The 26110-nt window shown below is 59.0% G+C and carries 21 protein-coding genes and 1 riboswitch; of the genes, 15 read left to right on the top strand and 6 right to left on the bottom strand.

The window, feature by feature from the left end; genetic code table 11:
* Nucleotides 1-294 precede the first annotated feature (294 nt).
* Nucleotides 295-684, bottom strand: coding sequence for an SET domain-containing protein (locus ACFSKT_RS19450; protein WP_377718547.1), 390 nt, complete (start codon nucleotides 682-684; stop codon nucleotides 295-297).
* A gap of 260 nt (nucleotides 685-944) precedes the next feature.
* Between ACFSKT_RS19450 and ACFSKT_RS19445 the strand changes: the two genes are divergently transcribed.
* From ACFSKT_RS19445 to ACFSKT_RS19425, 5 genes are read left to right on the top strand one after another with little or no spacing between them, the layout of a single operon-like run.
* Nucleotides 945-1355 carry a hypothetical protein gene (locus ACFSKT_RS19445; protein WP_377718548.1) on the top strand — a complete coding sequence of 137 codons (411 nt, stop codon included), beginning with the start codon at nucleotides 945-947 and terminating at the stop codon, nucleotides 1353-1355.
* Nucleotides 1352-1543 (top strand): hypothetical protein, encoded by a 192-nt coding sequence (locus tag ACFSKT_RS19440; RefSeq protein WP_377718549.1) that lies wholly within the window; start codon nucleotides 1352-1354, stop codon nucleotides 1541-1543. The genes ACFSKT_RS19445 and ACFSKT_RS19440 overlap by 4 nt, the downstream gene beginning before the upstream one ends.
* A gap of 33 nt (nucleotides 1544-1576) precedes the next feature.
* Nucleotides 1577-2302: a glycosyltransferase family 2 protein gene (locus tag ACFSKT_RS19435; protein ID WP_377718550.1), complete on the top strand. Its 726-nt coding sequence runs from the start codon at nucleotides 1577-1579 to the stop codon at nucleotides 2300-2302.
* On the top strand, nucleotides 2295-3437 hold the full coding sequence (locus ACFSKT_RS19430) for a glycosyltransferase (RefSeq protein WP_377718551.1): 1143 nt from the start codon (nucleotides 2295-2297) through the stop codon (nucleotides 3435-3437). The genes ACFSKT_RS19435 and ACFSKT_RS19430 overlap by 8 nt, the downstream gene beginning before the upstream one ends.
* Nucleotides 3438-3440: 3 nt before the next feature.
* A complete protein-coding gene (locus ACFSKT_RS19425; protein ID WP_377718552.1) occupies nucleotides 3441-4517 on the top strand; it encodes a polysaccharide pyruvyl transferase family protein in 1077 nt (358 codons plus the stop codon).
* Between the two features lie 241 nt (nucleotides 4518-4758).
* Here the strand turns inward: ACFSKT_RS19425 and ACFSKT_RS19420 are convergent, their stop codons facing one another.
* Nucleotides 4759-6336, bottom strand: a complete 1578-nt coding sequence (locus tag ACFSKT_RS19420) for a sensor histidine kinase (protein ID WP_377718553.1) — start codon at nucleotides 6334-6336, stop codon at nucleotides 4759-4761.
* A complete protein-coding gene (locus ACFSKT_RS19415) occupies nucleotides 6333-7019 on the bottom strand; it encodes a response regulator transcription factor (protein ID WP_377718554.1) in 687 nt (228 codons plus the stop codon). The genes ACFSKT_RS19420 and ACFSKT_RS19415 overlap by 4 nt, the downstream gene beginning before the upstream one ends.
* Before the next feature lie 290 nt (nucleotides 7020-7309).
* Between ACFSKT_RS19415 and ACFSKT_RS19410 the strand changes: the two genes are divergently transcribed.
* From ACFSKT_RS19410 to ACFSKT_RS19400, 3 genes are all read left to right on the top strand, one after another.
* Nucleotides 7310-8869: a catalase gene (locus tag ACFSKT_RS19410; protein ID WP_377718555.1), complete on the top strand. Its 1560-nt coding sequence runs from the start codon at nucleotides 7310-7312 to the stop codon at nucleotides 8867-8869.
* A gap of 257 nt (nucleotides 8870-9126) precedes the next feature.
* Nucleotides 9127-10644: a glucose-6-phosphate dehydrogenase gene (gene zwf, locus ACFSKT_RS19405; protein WP_377718556.1), complete on the top strand. Its 1518-nt coding sequence runs from the start codon at nucleotides 9127-9129 to the stop codon at nucleotides 10642-10644.
* Between the two features lie 175 nt (nucleotides 10645-10819).
* Nucleotides 10820-10902, top strand: a riboswitch (cyclic di-GMP riboswitch).
* A gap of 79 nt (nucleotides 10903-10981) precedes the next feature.
* Nucleotides 10982-11581 carry an HD-GYP domain-containing protein gene (locus tag ACFSKT_RS19400; RefSeq protein ID WP_377718557.1) on the top strand — a complete coding sequence of 200 codons (600 nt, stop codon included), beginning with the start codon at nucleotides 10982-10984 and terminating at the stop codon, nucleotides 11579-11581.
* A 63-nt stretch (nucleotides 11582-11644) separates the two neighbouring features.
* Here the strand turns inward: ACFSKT_RS19400 and ACFSKT_RS19395 are convergent, their stop codons facing one another.
* Both ACFSKT_RS19395 and ACFSKT_RS19390 read right to left on the bottom strand, forming a co-directional pair.
* Entirely contained in the window at nucleotides 11645-12931 is a 1287-nt protein-coding gene (locus tag ACFSKT_RS19395; RefSeq protein ID WP_377718558.1) for a glycoside hydrolase family 27 protein, read from the bottom strand.
* Between the two features lie 109 nt (nucleotides 12932-13040).
* Entirely contained in the window at nucleotides 13041-13913 is an 873-nt protein-coding gene (locus ACFSKT_RS19390) for an AraC family transcriptional regulator (protein WP_377718559.1), read from the bottom strand.
* Nucleotides 13914-14147: 234 nt separating this feature from the next.
* Between ACFSKT_RS19390 and ACFSKT_RS19385 the strand changes: the two genes are divergently transcribed.
* The 7 genes from ACFSKT_RS19385 (at nucleotide 14148) to ACFSKT_RS19355 (ending at nucleotide 24896) form a co-directional block, all read left to right on the top strand.
* A complete protein-coding gene (locus tag ACFSKT_RS19385; RefSeq protein ID WP_377718560.1) occupies nucleotides 14148-15257 on the top strand; it encodes a rhamnogalacturonan acetylesterase in 1110 nt (369 codons plus the stop codon).
* Nucleotides 15258-15371: 114 nt separating this feature from the next.
* A complete protein-coding gene (locus ACFSKT_RS19380; protein ID WP_377718561.1) occupies nucleotides 15372-17720 on the top strand; it encodes an alpha/beta hydrolase in 2349 nt (782 codons plus the stop codon).
* Nucleotides 17721-18163: 443 nt separating this feature from the next.
* Nucleotides 18164-20578, top strand: a complete 2415-nt coding sequence (locus ACFSKT_RS19375) for a chemotaxis protein CheW (protein ID WP_377718562.1) — start codon at nucleotides 18164-18166, stop codon at nucleotides 20576-20578.
* A 37-nt stretch (nucleotides 20579-20615) separates the two neighbouring features.
* Nucleotides 20616-21110, top strand: coding sequence for a chemotaxis protein CheW (locus ACFSKT_RS19370; RefSeq protein ID WP_377718563.1), 495 nt, complete (start codon nucleotides 20616-20618; stop codon nucleotides 21108-21110).
* Between the two features lie 47 nt (nucleotides 21111-21157).
* Entirely contained in the window at nucleotides 21158-22984 is a 1827-nt protein-coding gene (locus tag ACFSKT_RS19365; RefSeq protein ID WP_377718564.1) for a methyl-accepting chemotaxis protein, read from the top strand.
* A gap of 12 nt (nucleotides 22985-22996) precedes the next feature.
* Nucleotides 22997-23812 (top strand): CheR family methyltransferase, encoded by an 816-nt coding sequence (locus ACFSKT_RS19360; protein WP_377718565.1) that lies wholly within the window; start codon nucleotides 22997-22999, stop codon nucleotides 23810-23812.
* Nucleotides 23813-23864: 52 nt separating this feature from the next.
* Nucleotides 23865-24896, top strand: a complete 1032-nt coding sequence (locus ACFSKT_RS19355) for a protein-glutamate methylesterase/protein-glutamine glutaminase (protein ID WP_377718566.1) — start codon at nucleotides 23865-23867, stop codon at nucleotides 24894-24896.
* A gap of 72 nt (nucleotides 24897-24968) precedes the next feature.
* On the opposite strand, the gene ACFSKT_RS19350 is transcribed toward ACFSKT_RS19355, so the two are convergent.
* A complete protein-coding gene (locus tag ACFSKT_RS19350; RefSeq protein WP_377718567.1) occupies nucleotides 24969-25970 on the bottom strand; it encodes a LacI family DNA-binding transcriptional regulator in 1002 nt (333 codons plus the stop codon).
* Nucleotides 25971-26110: the final 140 nt, after the last annotated feature.

Here is a 26110-nt window from a genome sequence, read left to right as displayed (position 1 = left end):
CAACCTGAACGTCAGATGAGAAATGGATAAAAAAGCCGCGCGGCCTGATGAAGGCCGCGCGGCTTTTTGCAAATACAAGATTTTATGTCTTTCACGCCTATAAGTCATCTTGTATTTCATTCTCGCGGAATGCTGCATTCCCCATCTTCCGATGGTGAACGCAAACCAATCCGCTTTACCGGTCGCGGAATGCTGCATTCCCCATCTTCCGATGGTGAACGCAAACCAATCCGCTTTACCGGTCGCGGAATGCTGCATTCCCCATCTTCCGATGGTGAACGCAAACCAATCCGCTTATTCGCTTACGTTTTTATCCTCGAACCAAATCTCGTCCTCGCTGTCGACCTCGCCGCCGTAATTGATGTAAATCTCGTCGTCGGCCGCAATGTCGCCATACGCGTAGAACTCGACGGTGTGGTTGTCGAAGTTGAGCTCGTAATAGGCATTGGGCTTGTAAGAGTGGTTGAACAGCATTCCGTAGCCGAGCAGCAAGGCGGTATGATTCGCGCCGTAGGCGAACACGTAGTCGGCGAGCAGCGTTTTCTCGATGTGTTCGTGCTGCTCGTTCGGATACGGGATGACCGGCGCGGCGTGAAACATCGTGCCTTTGGCGATCGGCTCGGTCGCGAATACGCCCCGGTTAAACTCGCCGTCATCGATTTTGGACGTTCTTACTTCGATCATAAGGTCACCTGCGCGCTTTTCGTAGTTTGTGCTTTGCGGCTTGCCTAGCATTAACAACTCATTCTAGCTTACCTTGGGCAATAAGGCAAATGACCGTAAGGAAACGCTCCTTGCGTGGCAGTTCACGCGCCTCTGGGGGAACAGGCGAACATTTTTATATGAACAGGCCAACGAACAACCCTTTTCACGCCGCTTTTCATAGATTGTAAGGATCTCCCTTCATGTTCATAGCGAAGCGAGGATAGGAGGATACAATGAAAATGATCATGACCGAAAAAGAGCTGAAGGCGCTGTTCGACGGCCTGGCAAGCGTCATTCGCGCGTTCTACGGGAGCTCGGAACCAAGCGGAGGCAGCGCGCAGCATGAGCCGCCAAGAGCAGGGCTGCGGGGACTGCTTCGTTCGCTGATCCGGAGGGCGGATGCGCAGGTCGTCCCGGAGTCCGAGACGGGCGGTATCTATCCGGGATTGGAACGGATGAAAGAGATGATGAGCCGTTACCAGGGCAGGCGCGCCGAGCTGACGACGCAGGCCGGCCTCGTGGCGGGCGAGATCGCGGCAATCGGCGGGGATTACGTCAAAATCGCCGAGAGCGGCGGGGCGTACGTGCTGATTCCGCTGGAGCAAATCGTTAGTTTTCATCTATCCGGGAAGCAGGTGATGGAACGATGAACGGGGAGCTGCAAGCCTTGATCGGCAAGCAGGTTCAGGTGGCAAGCGCGCTGGAGACGACGACGGGCGTCGTCGTGTCGGCGGACGGCACCTCCTTGACGCTGCGCACGTCCGAGCTGTCCGGATACGAGATGGGCAGCTATGCGATTTTTCAGCTGCGCCTGATTGCCTATATTCGGGTGCTCTAATCTAATACGCGAAGCCGCAAGGAGGTGAGGAGCATGACTTATGCGCGGATACCGGGCCTGGTCAGCATTGTGATGACGGTCTATAACAAACGCGCTTATTTGGAAGAGTGTCTGGACAGCATTCGGCGGCAGACGTATCCGAATTGGGAGCTGATCCTGGTCGACGACGCGTCGACCGACGGCTCCTATGAACTGGCCGCGCGCTGGCTGGACGAGAACGAACCGCTCCTCTCCGGAGGCAAGGGCGTCTATGCGCTGCGCCTGCCGCGCAATTCGGGATACGCGGGAGCGATCACCGCAGGCATGTATTTGTCCAAAGGGGCGTATATCGCCATCCACGATGCCGACGATTTGTCGCATCCGCAGCGGCTGGAGAAGCAGGTCGCGTTTTTGGACGCTCACCCGCACATCGACCTCGTCGGCACGAATTACGAAGTGTTCGAGGACGGTTATCCGGAGCGGAGGATGAGAGCCAATTGGCTGCGATACGGCGAGCAGATCGGCAAAGTGTACGCAGCGGGCGGGCACTGCATCTGTCACGGGACGGCCATGCTGCGGGGAGAGTTGTTCGACCGGATCGGCGGACATACGCGAAGAATCGAGGGTGCGGAGGATTACGAATTCATCGCCAAAGCCATCAAGCCGGGCGCCCGAAACGTCGAGAATTTGCCCGAGGTGCTGTACTACTACCGCAAGCATGTGCAGCAGCGCTCTCGAAAATATTTCGGCAAGTCCCAAACGGAGCAGGCCGATGAGTGACCGTATCCGGGTGCTTATGGTGATGGATAGTCTGGCCGTCGGGGGGACGGAGACGTACGTGCTCAGTCTGGTAAAGGCATTCCCGCGCATCGGCGTCCAGCCGGTCTACGCCGGCGCGGGCGGCATCATGTACGATTCGTATGCGAGGGCAGGGTGCCCGATTCATATCGTGGAACTGGCCGCCGGCTCGCTGCTGGCCCCTGAGTGGCAAGAGCCGGTCGAACGCGCGCTCGCCCAAATTATGCGCCGGCGGCGCATTGACGTCGTGCACGTGCACCAGACGCCCTCGGGCTTGTATGCGGCCGAGGCGGCCGCCAAACTGGGCATCCCTGTCGTGATGACCGTGCACGGAGCCTATTACCCGGCGGATCAGCTGCGCAGCTTGGCGGACATCGGCACCGCGTTCATCAGCGTGAGCAAGCCGGTGGAGGCCTATCTAGCCCGTCAGGGCATCGATTCGCAGCTTATTCCCAATGGCGTCGACACCGACGACTTTTATCCGGATTCGTCCGCGAATGCGCGCGAATCGCTCGGTATAGCACAGGATGCGCAGGTCATCGTGTATGCCAGCCGGCTGGCATGGGATAAGGCGAGCGCTTGCTTGATGCTTATTCGCGCTGCCCATGCGCTTCGACAAGCGGGCCGGGAGCGGCTGCGCGTCGTCATCGCCGGCGACGGGAACCAGTACGCCGCCGTAAGGGAGCTGGGGGAGGCGGTCAACGCGGAGGCGGGGGAGGCGTTCGTTCAGTTGGCGGGCAATCAGACGGAGATGAGGCCGATCTACAATATGGGAGACCTCGTCGTCGGCACGGGACGCGTGGCGCTGGAAGCGATGGCCTGCGGCAAGCCGGTGCTCGCGGTTGGCAATCACGGCTACTTCGGGCTCGTTCGAGCCGAGAACCGCGCAGAAGCCTGGCAGTGTTACTTTGGCGACCACGATTCCCGGGAACGTCCGGACGAGCGCCGCATGGCCGAGGAGCTGGCGGCCGCGCTCGACGATCCGCGCGGGCTTGCCGCGATCGGCGAGGAGAGCCGGGCGTGGACGCAGCTGCGATTCGATATTCAAGACAAAGCCGTCCGGCTGGCGACGTTGTACCGCTCGCTGTGCCGGAACGCGCCGAAGGAGCGTGGGTAAACGATGAGAAACGTGCTGTATCTGGGATGGATCGGCTTTAACAATCTGGGCGACGAATGGATGTGGGAGATGTTCCGGGATATGGCGGCCGTCGAGCTAGACCCGGCAGAATACCGCATCATCCCATCGCTGCCATCGGTAGATTGGAAGAACGTCGCCGCGTACGATTCCGTGGTGCTCGGCGGCGGGTCGCTCATCATCCCGGGCTACGTGGAACTGCTTCATCGGGCGATGGAGCTCGGGAAGAGGACGATCATTTGGGGGAGCGGCCATGACCGGCTGAATCGTCTGCTTCCGGGCGAAGGGGAAGCGGTCGTCTCTGATGCGGCTGTCGAATCGGACGATTACCGGCGCAAGCTGGACGAGATCGTCGCCTATTCGGGGTATAAGGGAGTCAGGGGGCCTTGGACGCTCCGGTACTTGAACGAGCTGGGCGTGCGGACGGAGGGCGTGGAGCTATCGGGGGACTCGGCCATGTTGATGGCCGCGCCTGCGCCGCTCCCGGAGGCAGCGGCCGGTGCGATGACGCCGCAAGCCCCGGTTCGACGGATCGGCATCAACTGGGGGACGTCGTACAACCGAATCTACGGAGGCAGCGAAGCATACGTCGAGGACGCGCTGGCCGAGGCGGCCAAAGCGCTCATCGCGCAAGGCCGCGACATCTACTTGTACTCGGTGTGGGGGCCGGACCGCGAAGCGCTGCAGCGGCTTCACGCCAAGATTGGCATGCCGGAGAAGACGGTGCTCGATACGAACGTGTACGGCGCGGAGCAATACGTTCGGCTGCTGCAGACATTCGAAGCGACGCTCAACTTCAAGCTGCACGCGAACCTGCTGTCGGCGGTCGCCGGCGTGCCGTTCGGCTGCATCGGCTACCGGTTCAAGTCCTTCGACCTGCTCTATGGTCTGGGGCTGCCGGAGCGAATCGTGGCCGCGGATGATCCGAAGCTCGCGGCCCGGCTAACAGAGCTGGCGCTCGTGTCTCCGCAGGAGCGCGTCCGTCTGGCGGCCGTGCTGGCGGCGAAGAAGCGGGAGACGCACGAATCGCTCGTTCGCCCGTTCCGCGAGCGTCTGTTGTAACCTTGGCGAGGTGCGCCAAACGGTTCAAACGTCAAACAGGCAGTGTCTCACGGCCGTCTGCAACCGGCCTGGAGGCACTGCCTGTTCGCTTTCGCGCCATAAACACTGGGGAGAGTGGATCTTGCGCAGGACAAGCATAACGCGGCGCCTTAAACGAAGCTGAAAGGCAGCAAAGGGAGCTCGGAGCGCCCCGCTAGGGCGAAAGAGGCGGTCGGCGGTCGGCGGTCGGCAAGCCGCCGCTTCAGTCTGTCGGCGCATACGTCGCGGCGGGGAGCTTAACCGTGAAGGTCGAGCCCGAGCCAGGTTCGCTCGCGACCTCGATCGAGCCGCCGTGCGCTTCGGCGATCGAACGGCTGATCGCAAGGCCGAGGCCGGCGCCGCCGTATTTGCGCGTCCGGGAGGAGTCGCTCCGGTAGAACCGCTCGAACAAGCGCGCTTGATGCTCCGGTGTTATGCCGGGACCGTTATCGGATACCGACAGTTCGGTCGGCCACCCCGCTCCCGGCGTGCGGATCGACAGGCGGATCGCGCCGGCGGCGGCGTCGGTATGCTGGACGGTGTTATGGAACAAATTGAGCACGACTTGTTTGATTTTGTCAGCGTCGGCCATTATATCGGTCGGCTCCAGCTCCAGCCGAACGTCGCGTTCGCCGGCGAGAAGACGAAGCTGCGGTTCCATCTCCCGGATCAGGCCGGAGAGGCTGCAGCGCGTTAAGGAAAGCCGGGGCTGCTGATCGAGCTTCGCCAGCAGGAGCAGATCCTCGACGAGCTTATTGATCCGCTTGGATTCGGCATGCATGCTGCCGAGCGCCGAGCGAAGCTGCTCGGGCTTCGTGACCGTTCCGCGCAGCAGCACCTCGAGAAAGCCGTGAATGGAAGTCAGCGGCGTGCGCAGCTCGTGCGAGGCATCGGCGATAAATTGGCGCATGCGTTCCTTGGCCGCCCGTTCGGCTTCGAACGCGTTGTCGAGCCGGCCCAGCATGCCGTTGAACGACACGGACAGCCGGTCGATTTCCTCCTGGCCTTGGTGGCCGGGCAGCCGCTCGGTCAGATTGCCGGCGTCGGTCTTCTCCACCGCCTCCACGACGGTGGAGAGCGGGACCAGCGTCCGCCGCAGCAGGGGCAGGAACAACGCCGCGCCGGCGGCCAGCGCAAGCGTCGACAACGTGGCGAAGATGAGGAGCTGCTGGACGATGACGTCGGCGAGCGGCGCCGTGCGCACGCCCATCTGGACGATTCCGCCGCGCCCCCGTCCGGGCGGTCCATCCAGCCGGAAAACGACGAGCTGCTCCGTGCCTTCGGTATCGGCGGCGAGCCGGTAATCCGCCTTGCCGCGATTGCTTTCGAGCGAGGCGCGAACGGACTCGTATTGCGCCGCGCTCAGACGCGGCGACGGCAGTCCGTCTTCAGCGGACAGATCGGAGAATTGCCCGTCCTTGCCGACGTACGCAAGCGAGGCGTCAGACAGGAAGAAACGGGGGCGACCCGGGTGAGGGGACGAGGTCTTGGGCGGGCCCGATTCGCTCTCGCCGGCTCTCGTGCCGGATTGCGCGCCGATGTTGGCCGCAGCCGGCTCCTTGTTCGCTCCGGTTACGCCCGCGCGCCGCTGCCAATCGCCGGATTCGCCGAGCACGTTGTTGATCGGCGCCGTCAACAGCTGGGCTTCAAGCGCCTCCGCTTTGTTTCGATAGAGAAACTCTTTCATGAATACATATTGCATGACGCCGATGACGATGAGAATGCCGGCGATGAGAAGGATGGACCGAAGCAGCAGCTGATAGCGCAGCGACCTGGGGCCGAACGAACGACGCCGGTTCATGGCAGATCGACCCGATAGCCGGCTCCCCGCAGCGTCCGGATGAGCCGGTGCTCCTTGTCGCCAAGCTTCTCGCGAAGAGAGCGGATATATACCTCGACGATGTTGTTCTCGCCGCCGAAGTCGTACGACCACACTTTATCGAGGATCGTCGTCTTGCTGAGCACCGCGCCATGGTTGAGGACGAGAAACTTAAGCAGGTCGTATTCCGTCGGCGACAGCTCCAGGACGCGCTCCATATACATAATTTCGTTCTTGCGATCATCGATCCGGAACGGGCCGTGCGAGACGGCGCCGAGCAGATCCGGGAACTGGTTGCGCAGACGCGCTTGGATCCGGGCCAGCAGTTCGTCGAAGCTGAACGGCTTGGCCATGTAATCGTCCGCACCCAGCGTCAGTCCCCGCACCCGGTCGGTGACCTCGTCTTTGGCGGTCAGCATGATAACGGCGATGTTGTCGCCGGATTCTTTGAGCGATTGGCACACCTCGAAGCCGCTCCTCTCCGGCATCATGACGTCCAGAATCGCGACGTGCGGCTTGAAATCGCGGGCGGCCTGCAGCGCTTCTTCGCCGTCCTGCGCGGTATGGACATCGTAGCCTTCGCCTAGGAGGCCCAACTCGAGAAACTGCAATATATTCGGTTCGTCGTCGGCAATCAGAATACGAATGCGTTTGTCGGGATGCATGTATCGATTCCTCCAGTTCTTCGATTGAAGACGAGTTCGGTTCCATCATTCTAAGTGGTTGGCGCACAACAGGTCTAGTGGATTCAGCAAACGTTCAGCTTGCCGGGCAATGCTTCCCCTCAGTCGCGGACCAGCTTTCTACTACCGCAAAGCTATTGTTCGGTTGCCCGCGTTCCATTTATATCGCGCGTTCTTCGGGGACACTCCGCTTCGTCTGGATATGAGTTCCAAAGTTGGGTCATCCTAACGTACGGTTATCTAATCCACAGACAGTGAAGGTGAGCAGATCCATGAGCAGCGACAACAATCAGACGTTAACGACGCGCCAGGGGCATCCGGTCAGCGACAATCAGAATGTTCGCACGGTCGGCAGCCGGGGCCCGACGACGCTGGAAAATTACCAGTTTATCGAGAAAATCACCCACTTCGACCGCGAGCGCATTCCGGAGCGCGTCGTGCACGCTCGAGGCGCTGGCGCGCACGGCGTATTCGAGGCGTACGGGAAGGTCGGCGACGAGCCGATCGCCAAATACACGCGCGCCAAGCTGTTCCAGGAAGCGGGCAAGCAGACGCCGGTGTTCGTGCGGTTCTCGACCGTTGTGCACGGCGGCCATTCCCCGGAGACGCTGCGCGATCCGCGCGGCTTCGCGGTGAAATTTTATACCGAGGACGGCAACTGGGATCTGGTCGGCAACAATCTGAAAATATTTTTCATCCGCGATCCGCTGAAATTCCCGGACATGGTTCATTCCTTCAAGCCGGACCCCGTCAACAATTTGAACGATCCCGAGCGGATGTTCGACTTCCTCTCCTTGTCGCCGGAAGCGACGCATATGGTGACGTTCTTGTTCTCGCCTTGGGGCATTCCGGCGAATTACCGCCAGATGCAGGGCTCCGGGGTCAATACCTACAAGTGGGTGAACCGCGAGGGCGTCGGCGTGCTGGTCAAATACCATTGGGAACCGCTGAAGCAGGGGATCAAAAACTTGCTGCAGAAGGACGCCGAGAAAATTCAGGCGACGCATACCGAGCACGCGACCCAGGATCTATACGATGCGATCGAACGCGGCGATTATCCGGAGTGGGAGCTGTGCGTGCAAATCATGAGCGACGACGAGCATCCGGAATTGGACTTCGATCCGCTTGATCCGACGAAGCTGTGGCCGCCCGAGAAATTCCCTTTCCTGAAAGTGGGCAAAATGACGCTGAACCGCAACCCGCAGAACTACTTCAACGAGGTAGAGCAGTCCGCGTTCGGTACGGGCGTCCTCGTCGACGGGTTGGATTTCTCCGATGACAAAATGCTTCAGGGCCGCACGCTCTCGTATTCGGATACGCAGCGCTACCGCGTCGGGGCGAACTATCTCCAGCTGCCGATCAACGCGCCGAAGACGCATGTTGCCACCAACCAGCGCGACGGGCAGATGGAATACAAGGTGGACTTGGCGCCAGGCCAAAACCCGCATGTCAACTACGAGCCTTCCTCCCTGGGCGGACTGAAGGAAGCGCCGAAGGCCGGCAAGGACCACGAGCCTCATTATAACGCGAACCTGGTTCGCCAGCGCATCGAGCGAACGAACGACTTCGGGCAGGCAGGAGACACGTACCGGGCGTTCGAAGATTGGGAGCGCGACGAGTTGATCGAGAATCTCGTCGGCGCGCTCAAGGTATGCAAGCCGGATATCCGGGAGCGAATGATCGGCTATTTCACGCAGGCGGATGCCGATTACGGCCGCCGCGTCGCGGAAGGTCTCAAGCATGCGGACGCGCAAGCCGGCAGCGGCTCGGCGGACGAAACGCAGGCATCGCAATATGCGAAGGACAATGCGCGCGGAACGGATGGGTATTAAATTTTTGGATAGGGTTCACAAGCGCACGCACGAGCGCATTAATCCGAACAGGCATGATTCCATCCGGAATTGTGCCTGTTTTCGCGTATTTAAGGCCGTTGAACGCCTTGTTATCAATTGTGTCGGAATTGTGACATCTTCATAAACCCTTCATAATGCCTTCATCAACTCTTCATGAAGCTTCCGGTATGCGGTGGTATTCTGAGTAGCATAGAGAGAAACAACGGCGATGAGAAGCCGCTCGGAGGGAAACGACTATGGATGCAATGACGTTTGTACTATTCGGCGCCACTGGCGATTTGGCGAAACGCAAAATATTCCCCGCGATTTACAATTTATATCTGGACCGGAAATTGCCGGAGTCCTTTCAACTTATCGGTCTTGGCCGGCGCAAGCTGAGTGAAGACGAATTCCGCAGCCAGGTCGCCCAATCGCTGCGTGCCTTCTCGAGAAGACCCGCAGCGGATGAGTCCGCGGTCCGCGACTTCTTGGAGCACATCGGCTACAGCGAGCTGAACGTGAACGAGCTGTCCGATTACGCGAAGCTGGCTTCGCGCATCGAGGAACGCGAGCAGCGGTTCGTGCTGCCAGAGAACCGGGTATTCTACATGTCCGTCGCGCCGGAGCTGTTCGGCACGATCGTGGCGAATTTGCAGGAGAGCGGCTTAAGCCGCGTATCCGGCTGGAAGCGGCTCGTCATCGAGAAGCCGTTCGGCCATGACCTCGAATCCGCGCGCATCCTCAACGCAAGCTTGGCGCAGGCATTCGAGGAGAAAGAGATTTTCCGCATCGACCACTATCTCGGCAAGCCGATGGTGCAGAATCTGGAGGTGCTCGAATACTCCAACCCTGTGCTTCAAGCGCTGTGGCGCAACCGTTACGTGGCCAACGTGCAGATCACGGCGGCCGAGACGGTCGGCGTAGAGACCCGGGCGGAATATTACGATCATTCCGGCGCGGTCCGCGATATGTTCCAGAACCACATGCTTCAAATGCTCATGATGCTGGCGATGCAGCTGCCGAAGCACAGCACAGCCGAGGAAGTCGGCTTCAAGAAACGCAAAGTGATGGAGGCGCTGCGCCCGCTTCAACATGAGGGCGTCGAGACGAGTGTCGTGCGCGGGCAGTATACGGCCGGTCAGATCGGCGGGAAGCAGGTCGCGGGGTATACGGAGGAGCCTGGGGTGAACCCAGCCTCGACCACCGACACGTACATCGCGGCAAGATTGTGGATCGACGATTATTTCTGGAGCGAAGTGCCGTTCTATATTCGTACCGGCAAGCGGCTGGCAGGGAAGTCGACTCGGATCGTCATCGAATTCAAGGACCCGGCGGACAAATTCTCCCGCACGAACGAGACGACCGCGCCGAATCTGCTGACGATCGATATCGGGCCGGAAGCGGGCGTAACGTTCCAACTCAATATGAAGAATCCGCTCAACGGCAAAATCGAACCGGTCCAAATTCACACGGCTGTGGACGAGAAGGATGTGCCGGAAGCCTACGAGACGCTGATTGCGGATATGATGCGCGGCGATTCCACCTTCTTCGCCCATTGGGACGAAGTGGAGCTGGCTTGGCAGTGGGTGCAGCCGATCTTGAACGCGTTCGAGCGTAATGAACTTCCGCTGCATACCTATGCGGCAGGCTCGAACGGTCCGGAAGCGGCCGACCGCCTCTTGGAACAGGACGGGTTCCATTGGTGGCATGATGAGCAGCTGACGGCGACGCAGGAAGAGCGCAAGCTGGCCGAGACAGCGGGCGTGCAATTTTAACGCACTTCTATAACGTGGAAGCCCCGTACGAAGCGATGACGACGTACGGGGCTTCATTTTTCTGTGGGTGTGAAATAATTTAATTCCATTAATTCCATTTAATGCAATAAAAAATATTGGTTTAACCTTGGAGGAATCGAGCCGGCTATGTCGAACATGTAGACAACAACTAAAAACGGACATGGATGCGATGATCAATCTTCTTTACCTGGGCACTTGGGAGATTGGGAGCGAGTAGTGCAACCGACCAGTGGCGACTGCGTCGGTTTTTTTTGTTACGCTATTAACGGGGAGCAAGCACAATGAACGTAGGCATAGTTGAAACGGAGGGCGAGCGATGAGCAGACTGCGGATGTCGATGGAAGTCGTTGACCCGGAAATCTTAACATTGCTGGCCCGGCTGGAACAACACGACATCGGAACTTACGCACATTCGATGCGGGTGGCGGAATATTGTGATTGGTTTGCAGGTCATCTGAACATGCGGCGCACGGATCGCGAACGGTTTTTCCATTCCGCGCTGCTGCACGATATCGGCAAGCTTAAGATTCCAAGCGACATCCTGAACAAGAAATCACGGCTGACGGACGAGGAATGGCACGAAATTCGTAAACATCCGCTGTACGGGATGGAGTTCGTGCGCGAGCTCGTGGCGAGCAATATCGTAATGTCCGACATCATCACGATGCATCACGAGAATACGGACGGCACGGGCTACCCATACAATTCGCGAACGTTGGAACTCCCGGCGCAAGTCCGCATCATTCGGGTGATCGATAGCTTCGACGCGATGACGGGCAACCGGAGTTACCAGCTCGTCAAGACCGTGGATGAAGCGCTGGATGAATTAATCCGCTGCCAAGGCACACTGTATGATCCCGAGATTGTCCGGTTGTTCTGCGCCCATATTCAAAACGGAAACCAACCCTCATCATGAAAAGAAGCCCCTTTGACAAGCCGATCGCCGCCGGCTGCCGAAGGGGCTTCCTTCCTTTCCATGTTATAGCGGGGTGAGCCGTACCAGCTTGGCGCCATGCGCAGGAATCGTGAACGCGATCTCATCTTCTGCGATGTCTTCATCCTGGCGCGCCCATAGGTCACGGACGCGGCGCGGACCGTCGATGCCCAGCTGCCCGAAGCTGGCGGTGACGAGCGAGGGCTCGTCGGTCGCATTGAACAGCGCGGCGTAGGCGTTGCCCTGCTCGTCGAACGCGCTCCATACGATCCGGTCCTGCTCGCGCGCAGCTTGTCTGGCGCCTCGACTGCTGCGGTGCAGGTGCAGCACCTCGTCGTTCGTCAACAGACCCAGCGTCCACTCGTCGTTGTCGCGCATCTCGCCGCCCATCATGAGCGGGGAGCGGAAGATCGCCCACAGCGACATCATCGTCACCTGCTCGTCCTTCGTGAACCGCGTCCAGCGGTCGGCCCCTCCCCCGTCGACGGAGCGGATGCCGAGATGGCCGAGCGGCAGCATGTCGCAATCCGGCCAGCAGCCTTCCTTGACATGTGGCGCCCACTTCTCGCAGCGCTCGAACATGTTGTACAACAGCGGCCAGATGTCCCAGAAGTCGTCCGTCATCCGCCACATGTTGGCGTTCGCCGCCAAATGGTCGGCGTATTCGAGCGGCGCCGGACCCGGCGAGAGGCTGAGCACCATCTCCCGTCCGCAGCGGTCGATCGCCCGGCGGATCATCGCGATCTCCTCGGCATGAATGCCGTACAGGCGAGAAGCCGCAATGTCGTCTACCTTGACGAAATCGACTTCCCATTCGGCATACAGCTGGAATAACGAATCGTAATAGGCTTGGGCGCCGGCTTTGGCCGGGTCGAGACCGTACATGTCCGTATTCCACGGACAGATGGAATTGGGGTGGGCGATATCGCGAGCGCCTTCCTCCGAGCCGAGAATCGGCGTATTCGCATGGACCGCTTGGCGCGGAATGCCCCGCATAATATGAATGCCGAACTTCAGGCCAAGTCCATGGACATAATCGGCGAGCGGCTTGAAGCCTTTGCCGCCGGCGGCGGAGGGGAATCGGTTCGCGGCGGGAATCAATCTGGAATATTCATCCATCTCGAGCGGCACGAACGGCCGATAGGCGGAAGAGACGGCGCCGGGCTCGGACCATTGGATATCGACGACGATGTATTCCCAGCCATGCGGCTTGAGGTAACGGGCCATATAGTCGGCGTTGGCTCGGATTTCTTCCTCCCGGACGGCGGCGCCGTAGCAGTCCCAGCTGTTCCAACCCATTGGGGGCGTCTGAGCGATACGATGATGATTCATGCTAGCAAACAGCTCCTTCTATCGATAATATTGCGCTTCTGTTGTAAGCGTAATCGATAGCTAGTCATTCATCCATCCTAATGAATTGCGCCATTATGTAAAATATTGCTCAATCGAACGTCAGCTGCCTGGCGGCAAGCACGTCGCGCCCCAGCCGGTATTCGCCGGGCGTGCAGCCGACCCATTGGCGAAATACTTTGCTGAAATAGCTGCCCGAGGCGAAGCCGCATTCCCGCGCGATGCGATCGAGCACCCAATCGGTGCTCTGCAGCAGCTCGGCCGCGCGCTGTATGCGCAGGCGCGTTAAGTAGTCGAGCGGCGTATAACGGGTTTCGCGCGCGAAGAGCCGGATAAAATGATATTTGGACACGCCAGCCACCTCCGCCACCTGCGCGATACTGATCGGAGAACCGTAGCTGGCTTGCATATAAGCGATGGCTTGCTGTACGGGAGGCGGCAGTACATGCGCGGGCTTGTCGCGTTCATGCCGGGCCAATTCCATGAGCAGCCGATAGACCAGCGAAGAGGCAGAATAAGCGTCGGTAATGCGACCGGCCGCGGCATCCGCGAAGGCCGCGATGAGCACGCGCATGGCGGGGCTATCCTTGTCGAAGCGGACCACGTGACCCAAGCGCGATACGATGCTGGACCATAGCGCTTCCGCATGCTTCTGCCGGAACAAAATGAAATAAAACGTCCACTCTTCGCTTTCCTTAGGCAGCGCGTAACGGTGATCGCCCGGAATATCGACGAGGAATGCTTCGCCTGGCCCGATTTTGCGCGTCTGCCCCTCCATATGGAGCTCTCCCCATCCCGATACGGTATACTGCAGCAAATAGAGCGGTCCGTCCACGCGTTTGCGTCCGTCCCACTCGTAGTCTGGCCATGCGCGCTCATAGCCGAGGGCGTAGAGACCGAGCAGCGGGAGCTGCTCTTTCTCCGCGAACCGAAAGCCGTAGCTGCCATAATCCTGGTTGCCCATCCCGAAGCTCCTTTCCTCCATCTACTGGTGTTCCGTTCCGATGCGGGTGACCGCCTTCGCCTAGCGTACAACATCCCTTTGCGGCATTCAATGGAAGAGACGAAGAGGCGGCCGACGGTTGACGCCGGTGATTCATCTGAATTTTGATTACAATCGGTCGGAAAATCGGCTTCTCTTATTGACGAGTCTGACGCTATGCTGTCTAGATAGACAGATTAAGGAGGGACGGTATCCATGAGCAAGAAGCAGCTGAATTTTGATTTTGGCATCGGCGAACCGGAGTCCGGTTATATTAAAATCGACGAGAACGCGGTCTACACGCCGGCAGTGGGCTGGGGATTCGTACGTACGGAAAGGGTCAGCGCGCGTGATCGGGGCGAAGGCGGACCGTTATGCCGCGATTTCTGCATCCCGCATGAAGCGGTGTTTCGGGTCGACCTGCCGAATGGCGCTTACGTCGTAGCGTTCATCATGGGCGATGCGCTCCACGAGACGTCGACGACCGTGAAATACGGCTTGGGTCGGATGTTGTTCCGCCAGGCGCGCGCGGCCGCGGGCGAATTCGTGCGCGTCTCCGCGGCGGTTAGAGTGGAAGAAGGCATCTTATGGTTGGCGTTCTCGGGCCTGGCCCCTCGCATTAACGCGCTGACGATCGCCCCGTCCGAAGAGGTATTCACGCTCTATTTGGCCGGCGATTCGACCGTGGCGGATCAGCCGCCCGAAGGGGAGCCGTATGCGGGCTGGGGACAGATGCTGCCGATGTATTTCAAAGGGGATGCGGCCGTTGCCAACCATGCCGCTTCGGGCCGCAGCTCCCGAAGCTTTATCCTGGAGGGTCGGCTGGATACGCTGCTCAAGGAAGCGCGGGCGAACGATCTGCTGCTTATCCAATTCGGCCATAATGATCAGAAGTACGATGAGTTGAGACGAACCGAGCCCTTCTCGACTTACAAGGAACATTTGCGGATCTACGTCGAGCGGGCGAGGGCGCTAGGGATGACGCCGATCTTGATCACTTCGGTACACCGTAGGTATTACGAGCCGGGCGGCCAGCTCGCCGATACGCATGGCGATTATCTTGTCGCCGTGAAGGAGCTTGCTCAGGAAGAAAGCGTTCCGCTGATCGATTTGGCGGCCAAGAGCAAGCGGCTCTACGAAGAGCTTGGCGAGGAGGCGTCCAAATCGCTATTCATGTGTGGCGCGCCGGGAGAATTTATTCATTTTCCCGGAGGCATTGAAGACAATACGCACTTTCAGACGGCCGGGGCGATTCGGATCGCGGAATTGGTCGTCGAAGGACTACGGGAGCTGCGCATTCCCCAACTGCTCGTCGCGTTTCGTTAACCCCGCCATATTTTTGAGATGCCAAGCAATGGCGCGAGCGCTTATAATGTAAGGATGACAAGCTCATGATAACGTTCATCCCACTTCGCTTGTCGCCAAGGAGTGACGGGCCTTATGAATCTTCCGCTGGAGGAGCTTCCGTTGTCCCAGCCTCGTCCGCGCCGGCTGCGCCGATTCGGACAGTGGTTGCTTAACCGGGCGCTTCATACTTTTCAATATGATACGTTATTTTGGAGGCGAGCCCTGTTCGGACTATGGGGCGTCTACGCCTCCGCCCTCATCGTGACGGCTTTCGGCATGACGACCGGGCTCGGCATGATGGCCGATATGCTCATCGCCCTTTTCCTTGGCGTGCTGGCGATGTCGCTGGCTTCGATCGCATCGGCTTTCGTGTTGACGCTCGCCTATGTGCCAGTACCTCGGCTTTTCGTGTCGGGCCTGCTGTATACGGGCGGCGCGGTCACGTTCATTCTGTACCACGCGGATATGGGCATGTTCGTCTCCCTGATGTGCGGCGCCATCGCTTCCGGTGCGGGGGCGGCCGCTGGTCTGCTGTTCGCGGTGATGGCGAGCGATAGATTGGCATGGAGAGGCAAGGCTGCCACGCTCGGTACGGTCTTCGTGCTTGCGGCGGCGTTAACCTTATGGCAGCAGGGAGGCATTCGACCGAATCAAATGGGGGATGCCGATCAGGCTGACTCGGCGGCCGACTCGGCCGACGCTGGCGCGGACGGCGCAACCGCCGTTGCCGCAGGGGTTGACGGCTCGGCGCCCTTGCCGTTGGCGTCCGACAATCCGGCGTCGCCGGGAGCGTACCGGGTAAAGACCTTCACCTACGGCAGCGGGACGGATCGCAACCGGACCGAATATCGGTCGGGGGCGGATCTTATCACCGAGACGGTCGATGCATCCGCCTATATCAAGAAGTGGCCGGACATCCGCGAATGGTTCTGGGGCTTTGACGAGAAGGCGCTGCCGGTGAACGGCCGGGTATGGATGCCAGAGGGGGAAGGGCAATTCCCGCTCGTGCTCATCGTGCACGGCAATCATCTCGCCGAGCAATTCTCCGACGGCGGGTATGCTTATCTGGGCGAGCTGCTGGCCAGCCGAGGGTTCATCACCGTATCGGTGGACGAGAATTTCCTGAACTATTCGGTCTGGGGCGGCATCCCGAGTCAAGACTTCAAAGTGCGCGCTTGGATGCTGCTCAAGCATCTGCAGCAGATCGGCGCGTTCAGCAAACAGATCGGCAACCCCTTCGCCGGGCATGTCGATTTCGGTCAAGTGGTGCTGATGGGACATTCCCGCGGCGGTCAAGCGGCCCCGATGGCCGCGGATTGGACACGCTGGTTCAAGGATGACAAGAGTCTCACGGACATGGGCGAATACCGCATTCAGTCCGTCGTGGCGATCGCCCCGACCGACAAAGCGATCGACAAAACGACTGCCGTGCTCAAGGACGTGAATTACTTGACGATTCAAGGCGCGTTGGACGGCGATGTCAATGACTTCTATGGCGATCGCCAATACGGACGGGTATCCTTCTCGAACACGGCGGCAGCCGGTTTCCGGTTCAAGTCGTCGATCTATATCGGCGAGGCGAACCACAGCCGGTTCAACACCGATTGGGGCGCGATGGACGACAGCTTGCCCGGCGGGCTGTTTCTCGACCGATCCGGGATGATGGACGCGGATGACCAGCGTGAGATCGCCAGAGTGTACATCTCCGCCTTCCTGGAAGCGACGATTCACGGCAAGAACGAGTACCGTCCGCTGTTCCAAGACTATCGCTACGGCAGCGTCTGGCTGCCCCAAGCGACGTACTTCAATCGCTACGAGAGCAGCTCGTTCATCGCGGCCGGCACGTTCGACGAAGACCGCGACAAAACAAAACTGCTTCGTCAAAACACGGCGGAAGCGCAGGGACTGAAGTGGACGGAGGAGGAAGCGAAGGATCGCCAGCGTCACAATCGCGGCACGCGCGGCGTCGTGCTCGAATGGGACGAGGGGCGTGGCGGCTCGTATACGGTGACTTTCTCGGATGACTTCCGCCGCCAATTGGCTGCCTCGCGCAGTCTGGATTCCTTCGTCTTCTCGTTCGCGAACCTGGAGCGCGATCTGAGGCAAGAGGACGAGACGGCCATTGTACCGCTGCCGGATATCGAAGTGGAGCTGACGCACAGGGGCGGCGCGAGCGTGACGCGTCCGCTGTCCGTTTTCATGCCCGTACTGCAGCCGGTTCGGTCGACGTTTACGATCGCCTCCTGGATGGAGGAGCGGATTAAGGACGAGAAGTATAAAGAAGAGACGGAGCCGGTCTTTCAATCCTATCGGCTGCCCCTCTCGTCGTTCGAAGTGAACGGCGTGTCCTACGCGGCCTCGGAGCTGGCGTCGGTGACGTTCCGGTTCCAGGGCGGGCCGGGCAAGGTCATGTTGGACGATATCGGATTCGACGCGCAATAAAGAGGGTAACCGGCTGCAGCGACTGCGGCCGGTTTTTTTGTTGTATTTATATCTCTGGAACTTGCTTCGTAAAGCGTGTCCGCGACAACGGACGAAAGCGAAGTTCAGCACGATGGCTTGCCACGTACTCGAAGTGGGACTTCAAAACCGACTGAAGCTTTGTCCGCGAGGACAAAAGCGTGCCAGCTCGAAGGTACCCGCCGACCGCGAACAATTGTGGCAGCACGAAGAAGGGAGTCCAGAGGTAAACGTTTTCCGTTAGGAAAACGACATCGGAAGCATATGCTCAGTCCTTTGGTTCCCCTCGGCGGAGGGGGAAGGGGCGAGGGAGAAAGGAAGGAAGGGGGAGCGACAAATAATTACCAGTCGAATAACCTAACACGGTGTTGATTAACGACCGATCATATCATTATGAACGCTCAAGAAATTGCGAGGCGATAGGATTGACGAACCCATTCATCACAGAGCAAATGGTCGAAATGTTCATTTACGAGACCACTCAAAATATTGAAACGCTGGAGCAGACGATCGTCCATTGCGAGACGGAAGGCTTCGACCCGGAAGCGGTAAACGACATCTTGCGCAATATGCATACGATCAAAGGCTCTTCGGCGATGATGTGCTACACCAACGTCGCGACGCTCTCCCATTCGCTCGAGGATCTGTTCTTCTTCCTGCGAGAGCAAAAGCCGGCGGAAGTGGACTATACGCTGCTGTCGGACATGGTGCTCGAGGGCATTGATTTCATCAAGGTGGAGCTGCACAAAATCAAAACGGGCGATCAGCCGGACGGCGAAGCCGATGCGCTGATCGGTTCGATCCAGCAGTTCCTCGCGCAGTTGAAGGAGGCGAATCACACGGCCGCTCCCGGCCAGAAGGTTCCTTCCGCAGGCAGCCCGAATGCCGCTTACCAGACGGCCGCAGCGCAAGCCCTCGCTCCATCCACACCAGCCATGCCGGCGGAGGCTGCTCCGCAAGGTGAAGAGGGCATGATCGGCTACGAGGCGCTGCTGCATTTCATCGAAGGCTCCGAAATGGAGAACGTTCGCGCGTTCGGCGTCGTGCATGCGCTGCAGCAGCATGTATCCGGCATAACCTGTTTCCCGGCGGATTACTTGGAGAACGAAGAAAGCATTCGGCACATTCGCGAGCAAGGATTTCGGATTCGCTTTCAGTCCGCCGAATCGTACGAGAAGCTGCACGCGCTGCTGGAGGACACGCTTTTCCTGAAGAGCGTGCGGCTGACGGTACCGGGCCAGTCGCAGCGGAGCGAATTCCGCGCGCACATCCGCTTCCAAGCCGATTGCGAGATGGAGAATATCCGGGCGTTCGGCATCGTCCACGCGCTCAAGGACCAGGCGTGGAATATCGCATGCGAACCGGCGGATTACCTGGAGAACGAAGCCGCGGCGGAGCTGATTCGGGCCGAAGGGTTCATGATGCGGTTTCGGAGCGATGTCCCGTACGCCCGTTTCCGGCAGATTTTGGACGAGACGCTGTTCCTCAGTCATTATGAACTGCATCTGGTCGGCGATCCGGCAGCTCCATCCACTCCTCAGACCGTAAAGTCATCTACGCCGGCTCAAGCGGAGGGCATGCCAGCTGCGACTGTTCCTGAACCGACGCCGGAGAAAAAGAGCAAGCCGGCGAAGAAGGAGCAGGGAGAGGGCGGCGCGGCGGGGCACGGCGGCCAAAGTCTGATCAGCGTTAACCTGGACAAGCTCGACCGGCTGATGGATCTGGTCGGCGAGATGGTCATCGCCGAAGCGATGGTGACGCAAAATCCGGACTTGCACGGACTGCAGCTCGACCGGTTCCATAAGGCGTCACAGCTGCTGCACAAAATTACGAGCGAGCTGCAGGACGTCGTCATGTCGATCCGAATGGTGCCGCTTACGGCCACCTTCCAGAAGATGCATCGCATCGTGCGCGACATGTGCAAGAACCTCGGCAAAGAAGTGCAGTTGAAGCTGGTTGGCGAAGAAACCGAGGTCGACAAGAACGTCATCCAGCATATTTCGGACCCGCTCATGCACCTGATCCGCAATTCGGTGGATCATGGTATCGAGCTGCCGGAAGACCGGGCGTCGGCAGGCAAGCCGCGCGCGGGCACCGTCACGCTGGAGGCGCGCAATGCCGGCGGCGATGTGTATGTCTATATCAAGGACGACGGCAAAGGGCTCTCGAAAGAAAAGCTGCTGGAGAAGGCCAGAGCCAACGGTCTTCTTACGAAGCCGGAGCACGAAATGTCGGACAAAGAAATTTTTGGTCTCATTTTCTTGCCCGGTTTCTCGACGAAAGAAAATATTTCGGAATACAGCGGCCGCGGCGTCGGCATGGACGTCGTCTCTCAAAACATCAGCGCGATCGGCGGCACGATTGCCGTGGACAGCGTGGTGGGGGCAGGCACGACGATTACGCTGAAGATTCCGCTGACACTGGCTATTATAGACGGCATGACGATCCGCGTAGGCGCATCCCGATATACGGTCCCGACGGTGTCGATCGTCGAATCGTTCCGCCCGCGGGAAGCGGACATTATCCGCGATCCGGACGATCGCGAGATGATTATGGTTCGCGGGCAGTGCTACCCGATTCTACGGCTGCATGAGCGTTACGGGGTGAAGCCCGATACGACGCTGTTCTCGGAAGGCATTCTGATCATGATCGAGCACGACGGCCGGTCATTCTGCCTGTTCGCGGACGAGCTGCTCGGCCAGCAGCAGGTCGTCGTCAAGGCGCTGCCGGCGTATATCAAGCGCATGCGCAATATTCAAGGGTTGGCGGGCTGTACGCTGCTTGGGGACGGGAGCATTAGTCTCATCCTGGATCCTGGCGCACTGTCCGCGTCCGGTTAACGTAAGCGCAACCATCATGCAAGGAGGACAATCATAGATGACGGATCAAGACCTGATGCAGCAAGAACTCGAAGAAGACACGCAGCGAGGCAAGTATTTGACATTCAAGCTCGTCAATGAGCATTACGGCATCGAAATCAAATACGTCATCGAAATTATCGGCTTGCAGCCGGTTACGATCGTGCCGGAGCTGCCCGATTATATGCAGGGCATCATTAATTTGCGCGGCAAAATCATTCCCGTTATGGACGTGCGTCTTCGCTTTAAGAAGCCGTTCCGCGAGTACAACGACCGCACCTGCGTCATTGTCGTCGACATCGACGAGGTCACGATCGGCTTGATCGTCGATAGCGTATCGGAGGTACTGGAAATCCCCGATACGGAAATCGTCAATCCGACGGAGCTGAACAAAGGCTACAGCAGCAAATATATCAAGGGCATCGGCAAGTCTGGCGGAGACGTGAAGCTCATTCTCGATTGCGCCAAACTCATGCAAGAGCAAGATCTCGGCAGTCTGTCGTTAAACGCTTAATACCCATTATTCCCTAACATCCAGATCGACATCATAGGAGGATTACGATGAATCTCACCATTAAAAATCGGCTGCTCGCCAGTTTTGGCTTTATGTTGGCCCTTCTCGTTGCCGTCGGCGTCTATGCCACGATGTCCCTGAGCAACGTGAACGAAGAATCCACGATCATTAGCGAAATTTGGCTCCCTGGGGTGAAAGAAGCCAATGCGATGGACACGATGATATCCGATTACCGGATCGTGGAGTACCAGCATGTTATTTCGACAAGCAAGCAGCAAATGGCCGAGTTGGACAAAGCCATCTCGCAGAAGAAAAATGAAATCAGCGATGTGATCGCTTCTTATGAAAAAACGATTATCGAAGACATCGACGCGCGGAATTTCCAGGCCGTCAAAAACGAATGGAATCACTATTTGACCATTAGCGGCGAAGTGTTGACGCTCAGCCGTCAACTGCAAACAAATCAAGCGATGCTTCGCATGAACGGCGATTCGGCGGAAATGTTCGAAAGCGTTTCCAGTAAGCTAATCGAATTGGTCAAATATAACGAAATCAGCGCGCAGAAAGCCAGCGAGCAAGGCGATAAAACATACGCGAACACGCGTCTGATCATCATCATCGTCATTGCGGCGGCCGTGATCATCTGTTTGGCGGTCAGCATTCTGATCATCAACAGCATCGTTCGTCCGCTCCGTTCATTGACTCAAGCAGCGGACAAGCTTGCGGTAGGCGACGTGAACGTCAACGTACGCTCGACAACGAAAGACGAAATCGGCTTGCTGATGGGCGCATTCGAGAACATGATCGCAAACATTCGCGAGCAGGCCCAAGCCGCCGAGCGCATCGCCGCGGGTGATCTAACCGTCAGCATTCACGTCCGTTCGGAGCAGGATCTGCTCGGACGCAAGCTCCAGGAGTTAGTCGATAATATGAACGACGTCATGTCGAACATCAACTCGTCTGCGGAGCAGGTGGCGTCGGGGTCCGGTCAAGTGTCGGCTTCCAGCGTCGCGCTGTCGCAGGGCGCAACCGAGCAGGCGAGCGCCGTCGAAGAGCTGTCCGCGTCGCTCGAAGAAATTTCGTCCCAGACGAACTTGAACGCGCAGAACGCCGGCCATGCGAACGAGCTGGCGGAGACGCTGAAGGAGAACGCGGTTAACGGTAACCGCCAAATGGGCGAGATGCTGAGCGCGATGGAGCAGATCAACGACGCGTCGGCCAACATTTCCAAAATCATCAAAGTCATTGACGAAATCGCGTTCCAGACGAACATTCTCGCGCTGAACGCGGCGGTCGAGGCGGCCCGCGCAGGCCAACATGGCAAAGGCTTCGCGGTCGTAGCGGAGGAAGTCCGTAATTTGGCGGCTCGTTCCGCGGGCGCGGCGAAAGAAACGACCGACATGATTGAGGGATCGATCAAGAAAGCAGAGATCGGCACGAAGATCGCCCGCGAAACGGCGGCCGAGCTGGAGCAGATCGTAAGCGGTATCGAGCGGGTCGCCGCGCTGGTGGGGAACATCGCGATTTCCTCCAACGAGCAGGCATCCGGCATTTCGCAAATCAACCAAGGCATTATGCAAGTATCGCAGGTCGTGCAGACGAACTCGGCCACAAGCGAAGAGAGCGCGGCGGCGAGCGAAGAGCTGTCGAGCCAAGCGTCGATGCTCAAGGATATGGTCGGCCGCTTCACGCTGAAGCATGGCAAGCGCCAATACGGGAGCGGCAAATTCGACGAGTTCAGCCCGGCGGTGCTGCGCATGCTGGAGTCGATGGGAGAGAAACGCCCAAAAGCCGCACCTGCGCGCGATCATCAAGACGGCGGTTCAGCTTGGAACAACATTGCCCTGTCCGATAACGAATTCGGCAAGTATTAAGAGGGCTGCGCCATGGTTGCCATTACGGATAAAGAGTTCAAGCAGCTGAGCGAGTACGTCAAGCAGCATTTCGGCATTCATTTGAAGGAAGAGAAGCGGCCGCTCGTCATCGGCCGCCTGCAGCAAGTACTGTCGGAGAAGCGGCTCGCGTCTTTTAGCGCGTTCATGAACGAGGTCGTCAGCGACCGCTCGGGACGGTTCGCGAAACTGCTGGTCGATAAAATTACGACGAACCATACGTTTTTCATGCGCGAGGTGGATCACTTCCAGCATTTCAAGAACGAGGTTCTCCCTTATCTGGCGCGCACGGCCAAGGACAAAGACTTGCGCATTTGGAGCGCCGGTTGTTCGTCGGGCGAGGAGCCGTACACGCTGGCCATGATCATGGATGAATTTTTCGGGGCGGAGAAATCCGGCTGGAACACGAAGCTGCTGGCGACGGACATTTCCGGGCGCGTGCTGGAAAAAGCGCAGAAAGGCATCTACAGCACGGAATCGGTGCAGGCGATTCCGCCGGCATGGCGCAGCCGTTATTTTCAACAGCTCGATGCGCACCAGACCATGGTCAAACCGGAGATTCAGCGCGAAATTATTTTCCGCAAATTCAATTTAATGGAGCCGGCGTTCCCGTTCAAGCGGAAGTTTCACGTCATCTTCTGCCGGAATGTCATGATTTATTTCGACGGACCGACCAAGAACGCGCTGATTGCGAAATACTACGAAATGACGGAGCCGGGCGGCTATCTCTACATCGGGCATTCCGAATCGCTGGACCGGGATTCGACGCGTTATCAGTATATCAAGCCGGCGGTGTATCGGAAGCTATGATGGCCGGAACCCGGAACAGGCCGCAAGGTGGAGAAAGGAGCGCGAACCGTCCGTGACGCGCAAGATCAGAGTGTTGGTAGTCGACGATTCCCTCGTGTTTCGCGAAGTGATGTCGCGCGCGTTATCCGCCGACGAATCCATCGAGATCGTGGGGTCGGCCGGCGATCCGTTCGATGCCAGAGACAAATTAATGGCACTGCGGCCCGATGTCATGACGTGCGACGTCGAGATGCCGAAGATGAACGGCATCGAATTTTTGCGCAGGCTGCTGCCCCAAGTGCCGCTCCCGGTCGTCGTCGTCAGCGGCGCGAATGACGCGGTCGGCGAAGCGATGATGGTCGGGGCGGTGGATTTCGTGCGGAAGCCCGATCCGCATTCACCCAAGAGCGTGGAGAGCTTCCTGCGGACGCTGGCGGCCACGATCAAATCGGCGGCCCACGCCAAGATCGTGCCGGGCGGCGCTTCTCGCCAGTCGGCGCCGCTTCCGCACGAGACGGCGAATGCAGCCGGGACGCTTGCGGGACGGAAGCTCATCGCCATCGGCGCGTCCACCGGCGGGACGGAGGCTATCTTCAGCGTATTGAAGCAGTTGCCCGCCACCATACCGGGTATTGTTATCGTGCAGCACATCCCGGTCGGCTTCTCGCGAATGTTCGCGGATCGGCTGAATCAGACGACCGGCTTCGAGGTGAAGGAAGCGCAGAGCGGCGACGAGGTCATCCCGGGCCGCGTGCTGATCGCGCCGGGCGACCGGCACATGCGCGTGAAGAAATCGGGCAGCTCCTACCGCGTCGAGTGCTTCGAGGGCGAGAAGGTGAACGGCCACTGCCCGTCTGTGGACGTGCTGTTCGACTCGGTAGCCAAAACGTGCGCCGCGGAGAGCGTCGGCGTCATGCTGACCGGCATGGGCTACGACGGTGCCAAAGGCTTGCTGGCGATGCGCCGGAAGGGCGCGCGCACGATCGGCCAGAACGAGCAGTCGTCGGTCGTATACGGCATGCCGCGGGTGGCCTTCGAGCTGGGCGCGGTCGAGAAGCAGAGCTCGCTGGAGTACATCTCGCAAGCGATCTTGAAGATGCTATAAGCTGCAAAAGCAAAAGAAAGCCCCGCAGACCATCTCGGTGAACGAGATGTCCGCGGGGCTTTCGGCATATGATCAACTTCCGCTCGAGCGCCGCAGGTGAATCGCCGGCGGCAGTACGACGCGCCGCCAGTCTTCCGCGGCCTTGCCTTGAATCCGGTCGACGAGCAGCCGGATGCCAAGCACGCCGAAGTCGTAGGCCGGCTGGGCGGCGACGGTCATGAACGGATCGAGGACGAAGCCGGCCTCCAGCTCGTCGAAGCAGACGACCGCGACGTCCTCGGGGACGCGCAGGCCTTGATCCCGCAGCGCGCGGATCGCGCCGAGCGCCAGGAAGTTATTGGCGGCGAACAGCGCGGTCGGCGGCTCCGGCAGCGCCATCAGCCGCTTGACGTGCTGTGCGATTTCTCCGGCGCGATAATGGCCTTCGGCCACGTATTCCTCGCGGTAAGACAGCCCGTTCAGGCGAAGCGTCTCTTCATAACCCGCTTGCCGCGTTCTCGCCGTCGAGACGCCCCGCGACCCGCCGAGCAGCGCGATTCGCGCGTGGCCTTGCTCGATCAGATGCGAGGTCAGCCGCTTCGCGCCTTCTTTGCTGTCGCCGAGCACCATGTCGCATTCGATGCCCGGCACCTCCCGGTCGATCAGCACGAAGGGGAGGTTCTGCTTCCGCAGCCGCTTCAAGTTCGGCAGCGATGCATCGCCTGTAGGCGCGAACAGCACGCCGTCCACGCGGGCGGACAGGACCGTATCGATATACTCCTTCTCCTTGGCCAATTGTTCGTCGCTGTTGGCGAGCAGCAGCCGGTACCCAAGCTCGCGGGCGGCGTCTTCCGCGCCCCGGGCAAGCGAGGTATAGAACGGATTCGTGATATCGGTAATAAGCAGCGACAGAATGCGCGACTCCTGCTTGACGAGGCTGCGCGCCATCGCATTCGGGACGTAGTTCATTTCCTTCATAATATCCAGCACGCGCTGGCGCGTCTCGTCGCTGATCCGGCCCGTGTTATTGATAACGCGCGACACGGTCATGGCCGAGCAGCCGGCCCGCTTCGCAATATCATAGATTGTCACCATAATGTTGCCTAAACTCCCATTCCGCAGCGATTTTTCTCTGTTTTCACTATAACGGAAATGGTGCTTGACAGCAATCGCAGGCACTGTTAGTTTAGAGTTATCGATAACCCAATAATAACGCTTTCTTTCATTTACAGGGG

Source organism: Paenibacillus xanthanilyticus, assembly GCF_042682185.1.
Taxonomy (GTDB): Bacteria; Bacillota; Bacilli; order Paenibacillales; family Paenibacillaceae; genus Paenibacillus_Z; species Paenibacillus_Z xanthanilyticus.
The sequence above is the reverse complement of the archived record's forward strand: the minus strand, read 5'-3'. Positions and strand labels throughout refer to the sequence as shown.

What these genes read in the sequence shown, in the direction of transcription:
- ACFSKT_RS19450 (WP_377718547.1), bottom strand. Translation starts at nt 684, where the DNA reads ATGATCGAAGTAAGAACGTCCAAAATCGATGACGGCGAGTTTAACCGG.
- ACFSKT_RS19445 (WP_377718548.1), top strand. Translation starts at nt 945, where the DNA reads ATGATCATGACCGAAAAAGAGCTGAAGGCGCTGTTCGACGGCCTGGCA.
- ACFSKT_RS19440 (WP_377718549.1), top strand. Translation starts at nt 1,352, where the DNA reads ATGAACGGGGAGCTGCAAGCCTTGATCGGCAAGCAGGTTCAGGTGGCA.
- ACFSKT_RS19435 (WP_377718550.1), top strand. Translation starts at nt 1,577, where the DNA reads ATGACTTATGCGCGGATACCGGGCCTGGTCAGCATTGTGATGACGGTC.
- ACFSKT_RS19430 (WP_377718551.1), top strand. Translation starts at nt 2,295, where the DNA reads ATGAGTGACCGTATCCGGGTGCTTATGGTGATGGATAGTCTGGCCGTC.
- ACFSKT_RS19425 (WP_377718552.1), top strand. Translation starts at nt 3,441, where the DNA reads ATGAGAAACGTGCTGTATCTGGGATGGATCGGCTTTAACAATCTGGGC.
- ACFSKT_RS19420 (WP_377718553.1), bottom strand. Translation starts at nt 6,336, where the DNA reads ATGAACCGGCGTCGTTCGTTCGGCCCCAGGTCGCTGCGCTATCAGCTG.
- ACFSKT_RS19415 (WP_377718554.1), bottom strand. Translation starts at nt 7,019, where the DNA reads ATGCATCCCGACAAACGCATTCGTATTCTGATTGCCGACGACGAACCG.
- ACFSKT_RS19410 (WP_377718555.1), top strand. Translation starts at nt 7,310, where the DNA reads ATGAGCAGCGACAACAATCAGACGTTAACGACGCGCCAGGGGCATCCG.
- zwf (WP_377718556.1), top strand. Translation starts at nt 9,127, where the DNA reads ATGGATGCAATGACGTTTGTACTATTCGGCGCCACTGGCGATTTGGCG.
- ACFSKT_RS19400 (WP_377718557.1), top strand. Translation starts at nt 10,982, where the DNA reads ATGAGCAGACTGCGGATGTCGATGGAAGTCGTTGACCCGGAAATCTTA.
- ACFSKT_RS19395 (WP_377718558.1), bottom strand. Translation starts at nt 12,931, where the DNA reads ATGAATCATCATCGTATCGCTCAGACGCCCCCAATGGGTTGGAACAGC.
- ACFSKT_RS19390 (WP_377718559.1), bottom strand. Translation starts at nt 13,913, where the DNA reads ATGGGCAACCAGGATTATGGCAGCTACGGCTTTCGGTTCGCGGAGAAA.
- ACFSKT_RS19385 (WP_377718560.1), top strand. Translation starts at nt 14,148, where the DNA reads ATGAGCAAGAAGCAGCTGAATTTTGATTTTGGCATCGGCGAACCGGAG.
- ACFSKT_RS19380 (WP_377718561.1), top strand. Translation starts at nt 15,372, where the DNA reads ATGAATCTTCCGCTGGAGGAGCTTCCGTTGTCCCAGCCTCGTCCGCGC.
- ACFSKT_RS19370 (WP_377718563.1), top strand. Translation starts at nt 20,616, where the DNA reads ATGACGGATCAAGACCTGATGCAGCAAGAACTCGAAGAAGACACGCAG.
- ACFSKT_RS19365 (WP_377718564.1), top strand. Translation starts at nt 21,158, where the DNA reads ATGAATCTCACCATTAAAAATCGGCTGCTCGCCAGTTTTGGCTTTATG.
- ACFSKT_RS19360 (WP_377718565.1), top strand. Translation starts at nt 22,997, where the DNA reads ATGGTTGCCATTACGGATAAAGAGTTCAAGCAGCTGAGCGAGTACGTC.
- ACFSKT_RS19350 (WP_377718567.1), bottom strand. Translation starts at nt 25,970, where the DNA reads ATGGTGACAATCTATGATATTGCGAAGCGGGCCGGCTGCTCGGCCATG.